This is a genomic window from Enterobacter sp. ECC-019 (assembly GCF_043974075.1).
GTDB classification, from domain to species: domain Bacteria; phylum Pseudomonadota; class Gammaproteobacteria; order Enterobacterales; family Enterobacteriaceae; genus Enterobacter; species Enterobacter asburiae_D.
Genome location: NZ_CP143759.1, coordinates 2,423,682 through 2,441,823 on the forward strand (window position 1 = coordinate 2,423,682; position 18,142 = coordinate 2,441,823).

At 47.7% G+C, this 18,142-nt stretch carries 23 protein-coding genes, 1 tRNA gene and 2 other RNA genes; 9 read left to right on the forward strand and 17 right to left on the reverse strand.

Annotated elements, in window-relative coordinates; translation table 11 throughout:
- Nucleotides 1-6: 6 nt before the first annotated feature.
- From V1566_RS11320 to V1566_RS11375, 12 genes are all read right to left on the reverse strand, one after another.
- A complete protein-coding gene (locus V1566_RS11320; protein WP_071995268.1) occupies nt 7-306 on the reverse strand; it encodes a PAAR domain-containing protein in 300 nt (99 codons plus the stop codon).
- Between the two features lie 19 nt (nt 307-325).
- Nucleotides 326-2,116: a type VI secretion system tip protein VgrG gene (vgrG, locus tag V1566_RS11325; protein ID WP_395305921.1), complete on the reverse strand. Its 1,791-nt coding sequence runs from the start codon at nt 2,114-2,116 to the stop codon at nt 326-328.
- Between the two features lie 13 nt (nt 2,117-2,129).
- Nucleotides 2,130-2,783, reverse strand: coding sequence for a peptidoglycan-binding protein (locus V1566_RS11330; RefSeq protein WP_395305922.1), 654 nt, complete (start codon nt 2,781-2,783; stop codon nt 2,130-2,132).
- 25 nt (nt 2,784-2,808) lie between these two features.
- Nucleotides 2,809-2,979, reverse strand: coding sequence for a hypothetical protein (locus V1566_RS11335; protein WP_395305923.1), 171 nt, complete (start codon nt 2,977-2,979; stop codon nt 2,809-2,811).
- 2 nt (nt 2,980-2,981) lie between these two features.
- Nucleotides 2,982-3,458, reverse strand: a complete 477-nt coding sequence (locus V1566_RS11340) for a phage tail protein (protein WP_395305924.1) — start codon at nt 3,456-3,458, stop codon at nt 2,982-2,984.
- Nucleotides 3,459-3,535: 77 nt separating this feature from the next.
- Nucleotides 3,536-4,006, reverse strand: a complete 471-nt coding sequence (locus tag V1566_RS11345) for a phage tail protein (protein WP_032648932.1) — start codon at nt 4,004-4,006, stop codon at nt 3,536-3,538.
- 76 nt (nt 4,007-4,082) lie between these two features.
- A complete protein-coding gene (locus tag V1566_RS11350; RefSeq protein ID WP_395305925.1) occupies nt 4,083-5,642 on the reverse strand; it encodes a phage tail sheath family protein in 1,560 nt (519 codons plus the stop codon).
- A gap of 442 nt (nt 5,643-6,084) precedes the next feature.
- Nucleotides 6,085-6,885: a hypothetical protein gene (locus V1566_RS11355; protein ID WP_395305926.1), complete on the reverse strand. Its 801-nt coding sequence runs from the start codon at nt 6,883-6,885 to the stop codon at nt 6,085-6,087.
- A complete protein-coding gene (locus V1566_RS11360; RefSeq protein ID WP_395305927.1) occupies nt 6,886-7,470 on the reverse strand; it encodes a DUF4255 domain-containing protein in 585 nt (194 codons plus the stop codon). It lies immediately after the preceding gene.
- Between the two features lie 241 nt (nt 7,471-7,711).
- Nucleotides 7,712-7,848, reverse strand: a non-coding RNA gene (locus V1566_RS11365) — RtT sRNA.
- 44 nt (nt 7,849-7,892) lie between these two features.
- Nucleotides 7,893-8,029, reverse strand: a non-coding RNA gene (locus V1566_RS11370) — RtT sRNA.
- Between the two features lie 44 nt (nt 8,030-8,073).
- Nucleotides 8,074-8,161, reverse strand: a tRNA-Ser gene (locus tag V1566_RS11375).
- 232 nt (nt 8,162-8,393) lie between these two features.
- On the opposite strand from V1566_RS11375, the gene ghrA reads away from it, so the two are divergent.
- The 4 genes from ghrA to V1566_RS11395 all read left to right on the forward strand — a co-directional run bounded on the left by ghrA (nt 8,394) and on the right by V1566_RS11395 (nt 11,309).
- Nucleotides 8,394-9,332, forward strand: coding sequence for a glyoxylate/hydroxypyruvate reductase GhrA (ghrA, locus tag V1566_RS11380; RefSeq protein WP_395305928.1), 939 nt, complete (start codon nt 8,394-8,396; stop codon nt 9,330-9,332).
- Nucleotides 9,333-9,416: 84 nt separating this feature from the next.
- Entirely contained in the window at nt 9,417-10,154 is a 738-nt protein-coding gene (locus V1566_RS11385) for a phosphatase (protein WP_395305929.1), read from the forward strand.
- Between the two features lie 21 nt (nt 10,155-10,175).
- Nucleotides 10,176-10,730 (forward strand): molecular chaperone, encoded by a 555-nt coding sequence (locus V1566_RS11390; protein ID WP_213328277.1) that lies wholly within the window; start codon nt 10,176-10,178, stop codon nt 10,728-10,730.
- Nucleotides 10,731-10,826: 96 nt separating this feature from the next.
- Nucleotides 10,827-11,309: a DUF1097 domain-containing protein gene (locus tag V1566_RS11395; protein WP_395305930.1), complete on the forward strand. Its 483-nt coding sequence runs from the start codon at nt 10,827-10,829 to the stop codon at nt 11,307-11,309.
- A 43-nt stretch (nt 11,310-11,352) separates the two neighbouring features.
- Here V1566_RS11395 and csgG read toward each other — a convergent pair whose 3' ends face one another.
- Genes csgG through csgD form a run of 4 tightly spaced genes read right to left on the reverse strand, consistent with a single transcriptional unit; the run spans nt 11,353 to nt 13,694 of the window.
- Complete coding sequence (csgG, locus tag V1566_RS11400; protein WP_257258079.1) at nt 11,353-12,186, reverse strand: curli production assembly/transport protein CsgG; 834 nt, start codon at nt 12,184-12,186, stop codon at nt 11,353-11,355.
- A 26-nt stretch (nt 12,187-12,212) separates the two neighbouring features.
- A complete protein-coding gene (gene csgF / locus V1566_RS11405; protein WP_395305931.1) occupies nt 12,213-12,626 on the reverse strand; it encodes a curli production assembly/transport protein CsgF in 414 nt (137 codons plus the stop codon).
- A 23-nt stretch (nt 12,627-12,649) separates the two neighbouring features.
- Nucleotides 12,650-13,039: a curli production assembly/transport protein CsgE gene (gene csgE / locus V1566_RS11410; RefSeq protein ID WP_048991542.1), complete on the reverse strand. Its 390-nt coding sequence runs from the start codon at nt 13,037-13,039 to the stop codon at nt 12,650-12,652.
- Nucleotides 13,040-13,043: 4 nt separating this feature from the next.
- Nucleotides 13,044-13,694 carry a biofilm master transcriptional regulator CsgD gene (gene csgD / locus V1566_RS11415; RefSeq protein ID WP_090417387.1) on the reverse strand — a complete coding sequence of 217 codons (651 nt, stop codon included), beginning with the start codon at nt 13,692-13,694 and terminating at the stop codon, nt 13,044-13,046.
- Nucleotides 13,695-14,437: 743 nt separating this feature from the next.
- Between csgD and csgB the strand changes: the two genes are divergently transcribed.
- The 5 genes from csgB (at nt 14,438) to ymdB (ending at nt 16,915) form a co-directional block, all read left to right on the forward strand.
- A complete protein-coding gene (csgB, locus tag V1566_RS11420; RefSeq protein ID WP_395305932.1) occupies nt 14,438-14,893 on the forward strand; it encodes a curli minor subunit CsgB in 456 nt (151 codons plus the stop codon).
- Nucleotides 14,894-14,934: 41 nt separating this feature from the next.
- On the forward strand, nt 14,935-15,387 hold the full coding sequence (csgA, locus tag V1566_RS11425; RefSeq protein WP_039261729.1) for a curli major subunit CsgA: 453 nt from the start codon (nt 14,935-14,937) through the stop codon (nt 15,385-15,387).
- 61 nt (nt 15,388-15,448) lie between these two features.
- Complete coding sequence (gene csgC, locus V1566_RS11430) at nt 15,449-15,781, forward strand: curli assembly chaperone CsgC (protein ID WP_032658052.1); 333 nt, start codon at nt 15,449-15,451, stop codon at nt 15,779-15,781.
- 164 nt (nt 15,782-15,945) lie between these two features.
- Nucleotides 15,946-16,266, forward strand: a complete 321-nt coding sequence (locus tag V1566_RS11435; RefSeq protein ID WP_395305933.1) for a type 1 fimbrial protein — start codon at nt 15,946-15,948, stop codon at nt 16,264-16,266.
- Between the two features lie 106 nt (nt 16,267-16,372).
- Nucleotides 16,373-16,915: an O-acetyl-ADP-ribose deacetylase gene (gene ymdB, locus V1566_RS11440; RefSeq protein WP_395305934.1), complete on the forward strand. Its 543-nt coding sequence runs from the start codon at nt 16,373-16,375 to the stop codon at nt 16,913-16,915.
- A 33-nt stretch (nt 16,916-16,948) separates the two neighbouring features.
- Here the strand turns inward: ymdB and mdoC are convergent, their stop codons facing one another.
- Entirely contained in the window at nt 16,949-18,088 is a 1,140-nt protein-coding gene (gene mdoC / locus V1566_RS11445) for a glucans biosynthesis protein MdoC (protein WP_395305935.1), read from the reverse strand.
- Between the last annotated feature and the right edge of the window lie 54 nt (nt 18,089-18,142).

The window sequence follows — 18,142 nt, forward strand, 5'->3', positions numbered from 1 at the left end:
GTTGCCTTAGCCGCCAATGATTACAGTGGGGCAGCCTATAGTGATATTTCCCCCGTGGCTGGTGGTATCGCCCATTCGAGCCGCAGGTTTACCGCCAATCATTACCGTCGTCGATCCTTTAACAATGGTTGACGGTGGACCTACACAGACGCAGCTATCACCCACTACTGCCGCGGGTAAACTGCCAATGAGTACGGTGGGCACCCCCGGCCCGATAACCGGGCCTCCGACGTGGGGAATTGGGGGAAGACCCGGCGTGGCCATTGGGCAAATTTGTAAGTCAGTAATTCTTGCTGCGAACGGCATAAATCAGCTCCGCAAATTATTAATTAATCTTAACCAGTGCGCCCTTGACGGTCGTGATCCCCGAGCAAGACAATTCAGAGGTGGCATTTCCTTTTAGCGTTAACCCCGTCCTAGCCTGTGCTAAAACATTCAGGCCTGTAATTTTTGCGTCACCGGTGGCATTAATGCTGGTGTTGCTGGTAGATGACATATTGATGACGTTTTTCGCCGAAATAGTGATGTCTTTATTGCTGGATATCGTAATACCCCCTTCACCCATACTTATCGTATTGCTGTTCTGATCGGTCAGCGTAATTGATTTATCTTTATCGCTCACCACAATGGAGTTACCGTTGGGGGTTTTCAGCGTCATGACGCTCTTTTCATCGTCAAAAATAACCTTCATCTGACTTTTGGTGACCAGGGACTTAATCGAGTTATCAGGCGAAAGCTCTTCCGGCATTTTATTCTTGCTGCTGTACAATGAACCAAGAATAACGGGGGTGCTGGGATCCTGATTGAGACAGCCAACAATAACTTCATCACCCACTTCTGGAATAAAAAAGTTGCCGCAATTTGAAGATGCATAGTAGGTGGACAGACGCGCCCAGATTACGTTTGATTCACTGTTAAGGGTGGGGATTTGTATCTGAATTCGATAATTTGACTCTGGATCGCCATCCAGTTTCGTCACCACGCCGATTTGCAAACCATCGACTGGAGGTAAGTAGCCCGATGCTGGTGGCGCCCCAAGATCGCGATGTTCCGCAGACCACATGGGGGAAAGACCCAGCTCAGCCGTGGTGATCCACTGGCCTTTTTCAATGCTGTGCCGAATTCCGCCAATATAATGTGAGCCACTATAGCGTTCACCTACACCCGCCAGTTCAATCAGACTGTTAATCCTGGCACCGGCATTTCCCTGAAAGGTGACGCTCCCCCGCACTTTGCTTAGCATGGCCTTAACTTGCTGTCCGTTGGCCCAGTGAGTCAGAGAATCAGAACCGATCGTGGCGGCGGTTTGTAGCGTGTAATCGCTAATGCCCAATACTGCGGCTAAATCAGCCGTCGTGAAATTGCCTTGTCCTGAAATGGACTGACTGGAACTGGTGCCTGTCAGCATGGCTTGTGTGGTCGGATCCCAGGATGCTGCCGTGACCGTATTTAACTGGTTTCTGGCATCAACTTTTGCAGAAAATGACATTAAATCCGTGCCATAGGTCACAATGAGAGTTGCCGTGTCGCTGACAGAAGGTTTATCGACAATGATTTTATTGGATTGATTGGTGACCACGAAGCCATTGGCCTCAGCGCGAGCGAGAAGGAAATCCCAGTCAGTACTGTTGAACTGGACGAGTTCAGCGTGAGTCTCACTAATACTTCCGACAGTGCCGGTGAGCCCTGAATAATTGGCGATAAGACCGCCAATGATATTGCTGTCAGATTTAGCGAGGAAGCATTGGCTATGCCTGGCGATAGTCATTGCGATAGCCTGGTCTTTACAAACAATTTTCAGGAAGGTGCTGCTATCAGTCGCTATTTCTATACCATGACTGATAATAATACCTTCGAATATCGTGCTTTCATCAGCTGCATATCCTGCAGAAATGGAAATAGCCGATCCTGGCTTAAAGGTATCTCCATCACTAACGTCAAAGCACTGAGAGGCCATGTTACCATCACTAATAGTGATCTCGGCTGTGGCGATATGATTTATACGGTAATCAACATGAATAGTGATAATGCCAATTGAACTGTCAATTGCTTTTCCATCTATTTTAATGGTGTAGGTTGTTACGCCATTGCTATTGCTTGAGGGAGAGATTGCCATGAGATTCTGATACCTAAATTAACGGTGGAAAGTAAATTTTCGTACCCGGCTTGATTTGTCTTGAACTGCTTAAGTTATTGGCTCGAGCAACGTCAATATAATAACTACTGTCATTGTATATTTTATGACACAGCATCGGGAGCGAGTCACCCGCCTTAAATTCAATAATGTGGGTTAAGTCAGGGGAAGATTGTTTTTTTAACGCACTTTTTTCCTTTTGCGTTAAAAATTTTGTAAAGCTGAGCGCCACCGTAGCGCGTAATGGATTCCCGGAGGAGTCAAAAAGAGAGTAACTCACGCTGAGGGACGTTAAACGTCCGCGGAAACTGACAGATGTCCCCCACGATATTATTACCGGATAGGGCTCATGCTGTTCGCCGTTATAGGCGTAGGTCACTTTTTTTAATGTTGAAAGTTGCTTTTGAACAGTGCTGGTACTGGTGTTACCTGTGACGCCAGTCCCATCAAGCAACAGTTCAAAATCCAGTTTTTCACTGTCATATCCCTTAAAAGATGTACTGGGTGAGATATCCCCTTGTTGCTGCGTGCCTTTATTAGTATAGGAAATTCCAAAGCTATTTTTTATACTATTGGGATTCAATGTTGCTGAGAATGTTTGGGCGACATTTCCATCAGACGTCACAGATTTTATTGTTATTCTTTCCATACGACATTCCCTTTAATTAAATCAACTATCTTTCTCTTGTTTCATTAAATGGGTCAGTGACATAATAAGCTCGACTTATCTCAGGCGGATTTTGCTCATTATCAACATTCCACTCGTCTGAAACGATAGTCTCTTTTTTGCTTTGCTCACCAATCACTTTCGACTTAATAACGAGTTGCTTTATTTCTAATGGCACAGTTATAAGTTCCTCTGTAAACGATTAAAACAGATCTCAATTTCTTCTATCGCCACATCATTTTGCATGGCGTTGAATGATGCCGTCTTCAGCTTTACCGGATATGCATTCGAGGCTGTCCAGCTCTTACAGGTTGTACCATTTTCATTGAGTAAATTAATTGAAACGTTTTTTGTTTGGATCGGTTTTGACAATCCATTGTTTAAAATGCTCAGGCACCATGCAAGCAGTTTAGACGTGTTATCAGTAACGGCTCTTTTTAAAATAAGGTTGCTGGTTTTTATGGTTTTCGGGAGGTGATAAACCAGGTTGTTTCCACCTTCACTGTATTCTTCCGTTTCTATCTGGAATTCCAGACCGGAGACCTCCTGAAAGGCTGTGTCGCCAGCACAGCCGCTGATGGAAACAGTAAAGTAAAAGGCTGGGAGTGGCCACTCACCATCATCCTGACTCGCACCTGAACCAGTAATGATTCCCATAATATTATGTTCTGAGTATCCTTAATAAAATGTTAGGTCTAGAGGGTAAATCAGGGCTGGCCTAATTAATGACAAAATCAAACGGATATTTCCAGTCCTTCATGAGCAAGCTCAATAGATTCTACTGCAACCTCATTACTGTCCGACTTTAGGTCAGTACCGGTCACTTTGGTGGGCCAGGCATTTTTTAATTTCCAGCTCATTACAGGCGCGCCGCTTTCATCTAACAGGTTAATGGTGACAGCGGTTCGGGCAATGGTGTTCATTTTTATCTTTGAATACCATTCGTAGAACTTATTATCACTTTTAAAAATACCTTTCTTGAGCGTGATGTTGCCGCTTTTAATCAGGCCAGGCATTTTTATGGTCGAGAATACAGGACTATTACCCGCCCGGTATTCGATGGGTTGTGCTTCCGAATCAAGTCCTGATACTTCCTGAAAAGCTGAAACCATACCCGCGCCAGCGCCACCATCCCATTTCACTTCGAAATGAAATTTCGGCATTGGCCATACGGTTTCAGATTGAGCTGAGCCATCATCTGCCATGGGGATCTCCTAAAAGCTTTCCACGTCGTTACCGTTAATATTGAATGCTAATCAAAACCAGGAACTGCGTACGTCTCTATGACTCCTGCATTTTTTGCTGGAAGGTGATTTCAATAAATTCCGCCGGGCGGACCATTGCGACCAGCACGGTAATGCGCAAAATACCTTCCAGGATATCGTTAGCAGTCATGGTCTTACCCAGACCAACGCTGACACTGTAAGCTTCGCCTGGCGTTGAGCCAGCCAGGCCACCTCGTTTCCAGATACCATAGAGAAAGTTTCCCAGCATACTTTCCATGGATACCCACGTGTTGGCGACGTTAGGCTCAAAGACGTAAGCTTTTGACGCAAGCCGAATGGACTCTTCCAGCATTATCATCGTGCGTCTGACGTTGATATAACGCCAGTCCAGGCTATTGCCATCAAGTGTTCTTGCCCCCCAAACCAGGGTACCTTCACCAATAAAAGGCCGAATGGCATTGATCGATTTACCCTGCGTGCTGACGTTTAAATCTTCCTGCTCATCATCGCTAATGCTGACGGTAGGAGAGACAACAGCATTAACGCTGACGTTGGCCGGCGCTTTCCATACCCCACGGGAGTTATCAACCATGGTATAAATACCGGCCATTGCAGACGAAGGCGGCAGGATGTTTTGCTGTAATTTAATGTCCGCCATTATGGTTTGATACAGTGGACTCATATTGAAGAGGATTTTGTGCAGTAACACCGCATCCGGCTTTGAGATATCGCCACTGAGCCTGGCAATTTCATCGAGCATCGCTTGCTTACGAGTTGCTCTAAGCTTATTACCCCCAGTGCTGAGTTCTTCTTCTGAAAGGCCATCTAAGTCGCTAAATATAGACGCGACTTCAGCATTCAGCAGTTCTACGAGCTTATCGACATTGCTGACGTTAAGAAAACTGACGTCGCTGTCCAGTACGATAGACGTATTGAGCCACGGATAATAGGCGGATGAAAAATCGAGATAATTTGTGCCCAGCTTGGAGCGGAAGTTTTCAATGCAGTCACCATCAGGATGCTGGCGGTCTTTGTAACCGTTCCAGATATCCAGAATGGCGACACGATTTCTCATTTTGCCACCGCAGTGAGCCAGCATTGCCTGCTCGACGTTTATGCAGTCATCTTCAGAAAGTTGTACGGCTTCAGGAATGAGCAGCATGGTCGGTTCGGCTTCTTTAATAAGAGGTGTAATACCGCTTTTTAATACACCAGCATCAATGTTATCAGCATAGCTCCCCACTGAAACGATATAGCAAGGACCACCACCATTTTGAAAGAAAAATAGCATGCTGTAATAAAGATGATGACGGGTATTTGATTGCGTTATCTGATAGGTCTTTCCTGCATGCTTAAAGGCTTCTCGGGTTTTCGCATCGGGGGGGACGCTGATTTCGGCTATTTCAAATAAATGCTGAGGCTCTCCGCCGAAATATTGCCGGTATTCTGACATTGACGTAATACGCCATCCTTGATTTATTAGCGATTTACCTCCGTTGTCAGCTTTTTCAGTGTATCCAATAAATGCAGGAACTGCAGTAGCAACTTCAACAACAGAGTTTGGAAAAGCATTCTTCTCAACAATATAAACGCCAGGTGTTTTCATTACGCCCATAGTCCGGACCTTCATGTAATTGAATGGCAACCATGCCCAACTGTCAACACACAGGAAAAGACGCTGTTAAGAAAGGCATTCAATAAAAGACTAATCTGATTGACATGATTGGTATAACGTGGCCTTTGTTTTCTGTCAACACATTATTGCAATATTTTTTGCTCCCTTTTCTTTTTTACAAATAGATATTTTTCGCACTGCAGATACCTTACCAATCACTTCGGATTCACGGTGCGGCCGCTTCTTTTCAATGTCGGCATAACGCGCGTTTAAAGGGTAATGGAGTAGTTTACGTGTGCTTAAGTAAACTTTAGTATTGTTTAAATCATAAAAATACAATATATCATGAATCATAATCGAAGCGACATGGGCTGCGCTTGATAACAGTTCACTGGGTGACATCTCATATGGGCAATATGAAAATAGGATAGGTATCCGAGCGTTAGTTAACGTAAATGTGAGAGATTAATTTTGTTTTTTCTTCGGTAAATAACGTTGAGGTTCTCTCAGGAACTGGATAAGGTAGTGTTTTAATAAAGATTTTATTCTCCAGTGATAGCGACACTGAATCGCCATAAGACTTGGTCAATGGAATTTCATTGTTTGAAAGAAAAATCTTGGCAGTTTTGCCTGAGATTATTTCATCTTCCTGTTCAGTGAATGAAAGGGCATCATTTGGTGGGCAGGAAAGATTCATGTCTTTCTTCTTTCCTTGTAAGAAAATGTAGTACTTCCAATAGGTTGATATGGTTTTGAAATGGATGGTTATTGATTTTTTCTCCAGCGTGAAGTGACTGTCAGGAATATGAATGTCAAGAACGCCGATTAAATTTCTTCTACAAATAACGGAGGGGTGGAAAGTATCGCCTTGATCTAAATCATCTATTCCCATCCAGTTGCTGGCCGTGAGGTTCAGATTGATATCATCAACTAATACTGCATTGACGTGTGAGATATCAAACATATTTGGCATTATGGTGATGCTTCTGAGTACAGGGTCGGTGCTGACGAGATAAAATCTGAGATGAAAATCATGAGTTAGCGAAGCAAGGTCGCTAAATAATTCTTTCTCTACTATTAATTGTGCGAATCCGGGGCCGGATCTTAACAACATACCGTATTGTCTCAGTAAATGCTGTGTTGTCTGAGCGGGGCAGACCTCTACAGGGGCTAATTCATCTTTGCGCGCGTTATAGTATTCATGCCTTACATTAATGACCAGGATGGATTGATAGTGTGTCATTTAGTTCTCTCTTTTTGTTAAATCAGTGTCTGAGACATGAATCCTGCCAACCTGTGACAAAATTGCTTCGCTATCAGGAATTAACGCTCTCACTCTATAAATACACGATGGCAGGTAATGAGAACCAAATATTCCCCACATATGGTTTAACTGTTCACCCGGTATAGATTCCAGTTCCATATTAATCTGTTCAATGTCTCTCGGTAGATCTGGGGAGTTTTGGCGGGTAAAATTGTTATGACGATTGAAGAATGCCAGTAAGTGGGAAAGCACCTTTAATCCATCAGTATAGTGACTAGTAGCAAAGTTGGCCGCGATCGTGACAGTCATGGTAATGAAGAGGGGTTTTGAGGAAATAGTCGATCGATTGCTGCTGTGGCTGTTTTCGGGTCTGTAACTTTTGGAAAAGGAGTCTTTTTCGATGTTACTAATAAAGATGAGGATTTTATTCTGTATTTTTAGCGATTTAGAACCATCAAGATCGGCTGGTGGAGAGACAACCACCAGGTCATCAGATAATTCAAAAACATTCTTTATCGATTGGTCCATTCTTCCTTTTAGGTATTCCAGACAGAGATCTAGCATGAGAAATTCCTGATCAGAATTGAAAAGAGTAATGCTAATTGGGATATGACATCTATAACTCATTTTCTGCTGCTTTTACAACATGAAACAACTTCGTGAGGGGGTTCAGTAGGGGATGCAATTGCCGGGTACGGTCTGGGCCTTACCCTGCCAACGATAGTGTATATTGCGGCATCCCCCCCGCAGGCGTGCAACATGCGAAAAAAAAGCCCGCATTTTCATGCGAGCTCTTCTTTAAATATGGCGGTGAGGGGGGATTGACTCGCTTCGCTCGCCCTGCGGGCAGCCTGTTCGCTACGCTCTCAGTCTGTCCAACTGGCTGTCGCCAGTTGTCGAACCCCGGTCGGGGATTCTCATCCCCCCGCAGGCGTGCAAAATGCGAAAAAAAAGCCCGCATTTTCATGCGAGCTCTTCTTTAAATATGGCGGTGAGGGGGGATTGACTCGCTTCGCTCGCCCTGCGGGCAGCCTGTTCGCTACGCTCTCAGTCTGTCCAACTGGCTGTCGCCAGTTGTCGAACCCCGGTCGGGGATTCTCATCCCCCCGCAGGCGTGCAAAATGCGAAAAAAAAGCCCGCATTTTCATGCGAGCTCTTCTTTAAATATGGCGGTGAGGGGGGGATTCGAACCCCCGATACGTTGCCGTATACACACTTTCCAGGCGTGCTCCTTCAGCCACTCGGACACCTCACCATATTGTCATCCCGTTGTTGTCGGGACGGGCGCTAATGTAAGGAAAAGCCGAACTGCCGTCAACTCACTTTTTCAGTAATTTAGCGCGTTTAGACAAACTTCAAGCAACCTGACTCCTAAATGTGCACAAAGCGCCTCTTTTATCAGCAACGCGGTTTCCTGATAAATTTGTTATGCTGGCAATCCACTTGAAAACGAAAACAAAACAGCGCAATAAAAGGCAGGAATGACCATGGATATTCTCTTCTATCACCCTACATTTGATACCGCTTACTGGATTGACGCACTTTCGGCGGCGCTGCCCGGCGCACGCGTTCGCGAGTGGAAGCGTGGCGATAATGAACATGCCGACTATGCGCTGGTCTGGCATCCTCCGGTAGAAATGCTCCAGGGGCGTAAACTGAAGGCGGTTTTCGCCCTGGGCGCGGGCGTGGATTCGATTCTCAGTAAACTGAAGGCACACCCTGAAATGCTGCCGGAAGAGATCCCTCTGTTCCGCCTGGAAGATACCGGGATGGGCCAGCAAATGCAGGAATATGCCGTCAGCCAGGTGCTGCACTGGTTCCGTCGCTTCGACGATTATCAGGCCTTTAAACAGCATGCCCACTGGGAGCCACTGCCGGATTATCGACATGAAGATTTTACCGTCGGGATCCTCGGCGCAGGTGTGCTCGGCTCAAAAGTGGCAGAAGCACTCGCCCCGTGGGGCTTCCCGCTGCGCTGCTGGAGTCGCAGCCGTAAGGACTATCCGGGCGTTGAGAGCTTTGCCGGAACGGATGAGCTTCCTGCATTCCTGAAAGGGACACGCGTGCTTATCAACCTGCTGCCGAATACCGCCGAAACGGTGGGTATCATCAATAGTACTCTCCTGAACCAGTTAGCCGAGCAGAGCTATTTAATGAACCTGGCGCGCGGGGTCCATGTCGTGGAAGGCGATCTGCTGAAGGCGCTGGACAGCGGAAAGCTAAAAGGCGCCATGCTGGATGTCTATAGCCGTGAGCCGCTGCCCGCGGAAAGCCCGCTGTGGAAGCACCCGCGCGTCGCGATGACGCCACATGTGGCTGCCGTGACGCGTCCGGCAGAAGCGGTGGCCTACATATCCCATACCATCAGCGAAATGGAAAAGGGTCATGCGGTCACCGGGCAGGTCGACAGACAGCGCGGCTACTGAGAGAAACCCGGCGTTCGCCGGGTTTTTGCTAATATTCGCCGCTGATAACTGCTATCCTTTGGAAAAACCGCAGAGGAGAGAGAGATGTATCCCGTTGACCTGCATATGCACACCGTCGCCAGCACCCACGCGTATAGTAACCTCCATGATTATATTGCCCAGGCGAAGCTTAAAGGTATTAAGCTGTTCGCGATCACCGATCATGGCCCGGACATGGCGGATGCGCCGCACTACTGGCATTTTGTGAATATGCGGATCTGGCCACGTCTGGTGGACGGCATTGGGATACTGCGGGGCATTGAGGCAAACATCAAAAATATCGACGGTGAGATCGACTGTACCGGCCCGATGTTGACGTCTCTTGACCTTATTCTCGCCGGTTTCCATGAGCCGGTTTTCCCGCCTCAGGATAAAGAGACCAACACCGCGGCGATGATTGCCGCTATTGCCAGCGGCAATGTGCACATTATCAGCCACCCCGGTAACCCGAAGTATCCGATTGATATTCAGGCTGTCGCGCAGGCGGCAGCAAAACACCGCGTGGCGCTGGAGATTAATAACTCCTCCTTTGTTCACTCGCGTAAGGGCAGCGAAGACAACTGTCGTGCCGTGGCGGCCGCCGTGCGTGATGCGGGTGGCATGGTGGCGTTGGGCTCAGACTCTCATACCGCGTTTACGCTCGGTGATTTCAGCGAGTGCCTGAAAGTGCTGAATGATGTTAACTTCCCGGAAGCGCAAATCCTGAACGTGACCCCACGCCGCATGCTCGATTTCCTCGAGTCGCGCGGAATGGAGCCGATTGCCGAATTTGCCGATCTTTAATTGTGTAATGGAATCATAAAAATGAACGAGTTTTCCATCCTCTGCCGCGTGCTGGGTACGCTCTATTATCGTCAGCCGCAAGACCCGCTGCTGGTTCCGCTTTTTACGTTAATCCGTGAAGGCAAGCTGGCGCAGAACTGGCCGCTGGAACAGGATGATTTACTGGAACGTCTGCAAAAAAGCTGCGACATGCAGCAGATTGCGACGGACTACAATGCGCTGTTCGTCGGCGATGAGTGCCGCGTTTCGCCATACCGTTCAGCCTGGCAGGACGGGGCAACGGAAGCGGAAGTCCGTGCTTTCCTCTCCACGCGCGGTATGCCGCTGAGCGATACGCCAGCCGATCATATCGGTACGCTGCTGCTGGCGGCGTCCTGGATCGAAGACAACGCCGGTGATGATGAGAACGAAGCCATCGGAACCCTGTTCGAAACGTACCTGCTGCCGTGGGTCGGGACATTCCTGGGTAAAGTTGAAGCGCATGCCACCTCGCCATTCTGGAGAACGCTGGCGCCGCTGACCCGCGACGCTATCGCGGCAATGTGGGATGAGCTGGAAGAAGAGAACGAAGAGTGATTTAGGTCACATAATTTCTGCAACTCAACATTCCAATTTGCATGTAATGTGCTGCCGATCTCATTTCTATGGTGCGCTTCTGCTAAGATGCGCGCCATGAACATATTACTTTGTATCGCAATTACGACAGGTATTCTCTCCGGGCTCTGGGGATGGGTAGCCGTGTCTCTTGGATTGCTCAGCTGGGCCGGGTTCCTCGGCTGTACCGCCTATTTCGCCTGTCCGCAGGGAGGCGTCAGAGGGCTCTTTATCTCAGGCTGCACGCTGATGAGCGGTGTTATCTGGGCGCTGGTGATCATGAAAGGCAGCGCAATGGCGCCGCATCTGGAAATCCTGGGATACGTCATGACGGGTGTCGTCGCCTTTTTAATGTGCATCCAGGCTAAGCATCTGCTGCTTTCATTTGTGCCGGGAACCTTCATGGGGGCGTGCGCGACCTTTGCAGGGCAGGGGGACTGGAAGCTGGTAGTCCCCTCGCTGGCGCTGGGGCTGCTGTTTGGCTATGCCATGAAAAACAGCGGACTGTGGCTGGCATCGCGGCGGGAAAAAGCGCAAAACATCACGGCAGTGAGCGAATAAAAAAAGGCGAGATAATCATCTCGCCTTTTTTATGCGCTTCCTGTCAGGATTCCGGAGGGACTGACATATCGCGGTATTTCACCAGTATCGGGTTCTGCACGTCTGCTTTGTTTTGCAGATCCCACAGCCCGCGGTCAATACCGTCGTTAATTAAGTAGATCACGCCGGTTTCAATGGCCGACATCAGACACATCATGACCGGCTCGTTAGAGGTGTAGCCGATTTCACCTTCCAGCAAGCGCTGGTAATCGATGAAGCGGAATACCCCAGCCTGAACTTCATAAGACAGGATGGTTTTGCTGGTGTTCACCGAAGAGAGCACTTCGCCTGTACTGACGTTAACCACACGCAGGTTAACGGCGATTTGGTCGAGCTGATACTGGGTATCCGCACCGATACCGAAGTAACGTGCTCCCGCACCACCCGATTTAACGTTACTTTCGTAGCCTATAATCGATCCTTCAATCATCACGTTCGCCGCCGCCAGAGATTGCAGAGGCATGCGGTTATTGTCCGCGACGGTGCCATTTTCCTGGGCGGCACGAATGATTTTGCGTTCATTCAACAGGTTCTGAAGACCCTGGCGTTCCAGCGGAATAAACCAGTGCGAATCCTTGAGCGCGGTAACCAGCATGGCGGTGGCGCTCTGCGGCACGGCCGTGGAGAAGTTACTTGCCGGGTAAGGCTTAAATTGTCCGGTTTCATCCTGAATATTGTATACGGAGACAAATATTTTCCCCGTAGGTGAAGGTAAATGCGTTAAATCACGATAACTTTGGGCCCGAGGCATTAATGTTGGTTTTGCAGCTTCTTTAGGTGGAGCAGTTAAACAACCGCTCAATAAGCACACTGCAACAAATATCAGGAAGCGCTGCATGATCGTTGTCCTTATTTAGCTATTGTTTAAAAGTCAGTTGAATTACTTTGTAGACCGGAAACCTGAATGGTGGAGATTCTTCCGGTTTTACGATCGGTTACGTTCAACTGAAGCTGTCCGTCCGTGTTGGCGATATCAACGATAAAGTCGTTGGTCACCATCCGCCCGGGTTTACCGGTATTAATGTTGGTCAATAACCCACCTAAAATCTGCGACTGGATGGCCTGAGTGAAGTTGTCCAGTGCGGACGGGGTATCAATGCTAAAATCCTTTAAGCTTGGATCTTTATAGGAGTTTTGCGCCTGAGCTTCATTCAGCAGGAACGCGCCATTGTTAGGGTTACCGCCAAAGTTAGGGTTACGGAACTGAAACGTCATGTTTCCGGCCCAACAGATGGGTGTTATCAGCATTATCGAAACAACTGCATATGCAATACGCATGACAGCCTCCGCATATCGGTTCGCTAGAACTCGTCTTTTGCTAAATCGCTGGTGCTTAATAGGGCTTTATCTATTTGCAGGCGATTAATAGCGTCTTCTGATTGTGCCAGTGCTAAGACAACGTTTTTATCGAAGTCTATTTTGGTCGGGAATAAAAACGTTTGATAAATAACGTACTGATTAGCCGTTATTGTTATCCAACTTCCCCATCGTGCACTGGGCCGCTCGTTGATTGTTATATTACCCGTGTAGGTACTGTCCCATTTGTCACTGAAGGCACGGTAAAAACTGTGCCCGACTGACGAGACAGTGTGGTCTGTTAACAATCCGGGAACTTCGACCTCGACGGCCTTCAGATTCCCAGCAGCGAGCAGGAAACTCGCTGCGGCGATCCAACTCAACGTGCGCTTCATGTGATTAACGCCTGAGGTTATCGTTTGCCCACGAAACCGCCTGAGTTCGATTTTTCACAGCTATCTTCTTGAAAAGATTATAAAGGTGCGTCTTTACCGTATTTTCGCTGATAAATAACGAACGGGCGATTTCAATATTTGAAGCACCAATGCGTAACTTATTCAGGATCTCTTTCTCACGGTGCGTGAGCAGTGCTGACTCTGTGCTGTTATAGCGATAATTTCCGGAATGCGTGATGAGATAGCTGGCAAGCTTTTGCGAAAAATAACACTCTCCGCGCAATATACCTTGCAGCCCCTCTACCACCCGGTCTTCTTCTTCCGTGACGTAGAACACGCCATTGATATGCGGCCAGCTTTCAATATCTCTGAACGGATATTCATCAGGCGTATTCAACAATAGCACGCGGATATTATTGTTTTTCCTGCTTAAAATATCCTGCCAGTAATGGATAAGCTTTTTATCAGCTTCCATCATATCGAAAAGAATGATGCTGCCAGGTGCAATATCATCAAAAGAACGTTGAATATTATGCAATTTCCCGTTCAGTGATAAAGATTGCTTTAAATGTTGTAATAACGCTGTCGCTTGCAAAGAAGGTTTTGTGATCAACAGTAATGTATGACCATGTAAACTATGGACTTCATTATACATGATGAAACCCCACTTTTTTTTGGCACCTGGCAGCTGTCCTCCTTTTTAAAAGAGGACACCAGAAGTACTGACAGATGTTGCACTGCTGTGTGTAGAATCAGACCATAACCTCCACAGGGAGGTAAATATAAAACCAATTTCGTACATCTAATTTCAATCTAGCTTTTACGAAGTTTAAAGCAAGTGTTAAACATGTAACAGGATGTAAAAATCAATATTAAATTGTGAAATTAGGTTGTTTTGAATGGCAATAAATGATGAGAAAGTTGTACACATAAATAGAGGTGCACAGATTTTAAAAATCATACAAATATTTTTAATGGCTTGATTTTTAATGTTATTTGTTATTTTTGTAAGGCGATAATTAAGTATGAGTTTCAGCTAACTTCTAAGCCCGCGAATGAGCGACTGTCTGGCTTAAGAAAAGAGGCTCCGTGTCACGCACTGAGAAAAATGTTCTCTTGCCGTTACGTTTAAACAACCCGGGAGGACGCGTGGACAGCCTTCGTCTCGTTGTAAAACCCTTTCGCAAAAAACCTTTAATAAAAAATATAAGCTGGCCTGATTAAAGTGATTTTTGATGTAAATTACGACTTTGTGGTGATTCGATAAATAAAAATAAGCCGCGCGGGTGAGATATTTAAAATGTTTCAGCGGACATACTCTTCACCGTAACGACGCGTTAACACAATACGAGTCGTTTAAACATGGAGTGATTAAATAGCCAGGTCCAGGGTGACAACATGAAAAACGCATCGTTAATTATGATGTTTACATTACTGGGTGCGCCTGGATTTGTAGCCGCAGCGAATTCAGATTTGGCAAACTCTGAATATAACTTTGCGGTTAACGAATTAAGTCTTTCATCACTAAATCAGGCAGCCATTATTGGTCAACAGGGCGTTTTTAATAACGCTGAGGTTCGCCAGGACGGTTCAAGGCTCTTATCCATTGTTTCCCAGGATGGGGCAGGTAACAGAGCGAGAGTTGATCAATCAGGGAGTTACAATTTAGCCTGGATCGATCAGAGCGGTAACGCGAATGATGCAGGTATTACGCAAGATGGATACGGTAATAGCGCGAAAATTATCCAGAAAGGGTCGGGTAATAGAGCAAATATTACGCAGTACGGTACGCAGAAAACCGCAGTTGTAGTGCAGAAACAGTCGCAAATGGCTATTAACGTTATTCAACATTAGCGCTTTTGCGACGACTTTAATCAATCCGATGGGGGTTTACCATGAAATTTATCAAAGTGGCAGCACTTGCAGCAATCGTAGTTTCTGGTAGTGCTATGGCGGGTTCTATTAATCAGGGCGGATGGGGTCATGGGCATGGTCACGGTGGATACAGTGGCCCAAATTCAACCCTGAATATTTATCAGAACGGTGGCGGTAACTCTGCGGTTGCCCTGCAGACAGACGCCAGAAATTCCGTCCTGAATATTAGCCAGACCGGTGGCTTTAACGGTGCTGACGTTGGTCAGGGTTCTGATGACAGTAAAATCAACCTGACCCAGAAAGGTTTTGGCAACAGTGCAACACTTGATCAGTGGAACAGTAAAAAATCCGTTATGAATGTTAGCCAGTCCGGCGGCTTTAACGGTGCACTCGTAGACCAGACTGCGTCCAACTCGACTGTTAACGTTACCCAGATCGGTTTTGGTAACCACGCATCGGCTCATCAGTACTGATACTGAAATCTGTGCTACAAAAAAACAGGGCATCAGCCCTGTTTTTTTTCGGGAGTTCATCATGAATACCTTAATTCTCCTTGCCGCCCTTTCAAGCCAGATAACCTTCAAAACGTCACAGCAGGAAAATATGACCACCATTATTCCGCAGGTCACTCTGGCGCAATCGTGTGATTGTCAGGTTCAGATTGTTTCTCTGCGAGAAGGGCAGGGAGGACAAAGTTCTTCCCGACAGCAAAACACACTTTTTATACCCGCTAATCAGACGATTGATTTAATGCGCCTGAGTTTAAATATTAGCGCGGGAGACACGGTAAAAATCGTTGTCACCGTTTCAGACGGTAAATCGCTACATTTATCACAACAGTGGTCGCCAGCGGAACGTTCACTATAAACATTCATGTAATCAATACGTTGCGAATGTGGCGGGTCTGTACCGTTGAGCTATGCTGATATCAGGGACCAGGTCGTTATGTTCCGTAACGTTAAACTTCGTTTGCCGTAGTAAATGAAGCGCGTTTACCCCTCATGGACGATTTTCATTGAGGAGTACCTATAATGAACAACTATTTTGCTCGACTCGCGGCAGGTCTGGGTCTGGTCGTTTCTGCTTTGAGTATCCCGGCTTATTCGGCCACAATTGTTGACGGTGGTGTCATTCATTTTCGCGGTGCCATTGTCGCAGACCCCTGTGAAGTCACTCCCCAGAAGCAACAGTTTGAAATGTCATGTCCAAATAATAACCGTATGCAAACGCGTATGGTCAGCTATGAAGAGGCGCTTAACGGGAAAGTGAGCGACTCAAGCCTGGTGACGCTCAATATGAAATACCTTAATCCTGAAAAAACGCTCGCGGTTGTCGAAATCCAGTATCGCTAATGCGCGTTCTTCCGCCCTGCGGTGGAAGAGGATTTTTTCTGATAGTTTTTTCTCCCAGTCTCCTCTGCGATACACTTAAGAAAATGGCGGGTTGCAGAGGGGCTTTATGAAACCGCAAATTGACATTATTCATGGCGATATTACGACAATGCACGTCGACGTTATCGTCAATGCGGCCAATCCATCCCTGATGGGGGGAGGGGGCGTGGACGGGGCTATCCACCGGGCTGCCGGACCGCAACTGCTGGAAGCCTGTAAAACCGTGCGGCAGCAGCAGGGCGAGTGTCCTCCCGGTCACGCGGTGATTACGCTTGCGGGTAATCTGCCTGCCAGAGCGGTTATTCATGCCGTAGGACCCGTCTGGCATGGCGGGGACCAGCACGAAGCGAGTATTCTGGAAGAGGCTTACCGAAACTGTCTGCGACTGGCCGCCGACAACGGCTATACAACGATGGCGTTCCCGGCCATCAGCACCGGCGTGTATGGTTATCCTAAGGCCGCCGCCGCAACGATCGCCGTAGAAACCGTTTACCGCTACCTGTCGTTAAAACCGCTGCCGGAGAAGGTGATTTTTGTCTGTTTTGACGAGGACACCCTGCATCTGTACCAGCGGCTTCTGACTCAGCGCAGACAAGAACTGGAAAGCTGAAGCAAACGCGGCGCATCGGGTGCGCCGCGTGGTTTATGAGGCTTTCGCCGGTGGTTTTCCTGAAAAGAGGAAACGCAGGAGCGGGATCCGCAGATGGATTTCGTAGAGGACGATCGCCACCCCCACCACAAACACCAACCCGGTAAAGAAGCCCAGCGTGTTCGAGGCGATGTGCGGTGTGATGTAAGCCCCGAAGAAAAGCGTCAACGGGTGATGCACCAGATAGATAAACAGCGAAGCATTAACGAAGTAGGTCACGCGGCTGGACTTAAAGTTCAGCAAACGGTGGCCCAGCGCGAATACCACGTTCACCATCCACAGGCCCAGCAGCATAGTGATCACGCTTTCCGTTTCATACATCCAGGCGTCGCCGCTACCGTAGCGCTGATTCAGCAGATAGGCCGCGAACGCCAGGGTGGCTCCCAGCGCGCACCACGGTGACGGGGTGACAAACAGCGATTTAAGCTTCGGATGAATAAAGGCCAGCGCGCCGATTAAAAAGAACGGAATGTAGAACAGGGACTGCATTACCACAAAATTAAATAACCCGTCGCTCAAAATCGGCGGGTAGACGATAAGCAGGGTCCTTCGCACGGCGGCATAGGCAATCCCTAACAGCAAGAAGAGCACTGACAGTTTGCCCATCGTAACGTTGGCGAAAAAAGTGTCGGCTGTCGTACTCAGATGGTGGCGCAGGCGGCTGAAAATCAACAGGCTCACCGTTGTGAGCACCACCAGGACCAGCAGGAACCACAGGTGAGACACCAGCTCCCAGACCAGCGTATTGTACTTCTCATACAGCGTCAGATTCGGCCAGTTCTCCGCCTTGCCCTTCACGTACTGCAACATAATGAACTGGGGCAGCGTCAGCAGCGGTATTGCGGTCAGCATGGGGATCCCCACGCGCTCTACGCGCACTTTCCACCAGCGCTTGAGCGGGTATCGCAGAAACAGCATGTAAGAGAAATAGCCGGATATGACGAAAAACACCTGCATACGGAAGGCGTGAATAAAGTCATTAAACAGCGTCAGCCACCAGGAGGGCATCTGGCTATTCACGTGCCAGGTGTGGCTGGAGTAAATCAGTGAAATGTGAAAGGGGATCCCCAATAACATCAGCCATGCCCGGATCGAGTCGAGGAAATATTCACGTTCTGTTGGTGATGTGCTCATATAACGTTGTGCATTCTCAGACTTTTCGTCTTATCCCTAAGACTCATAATGGTT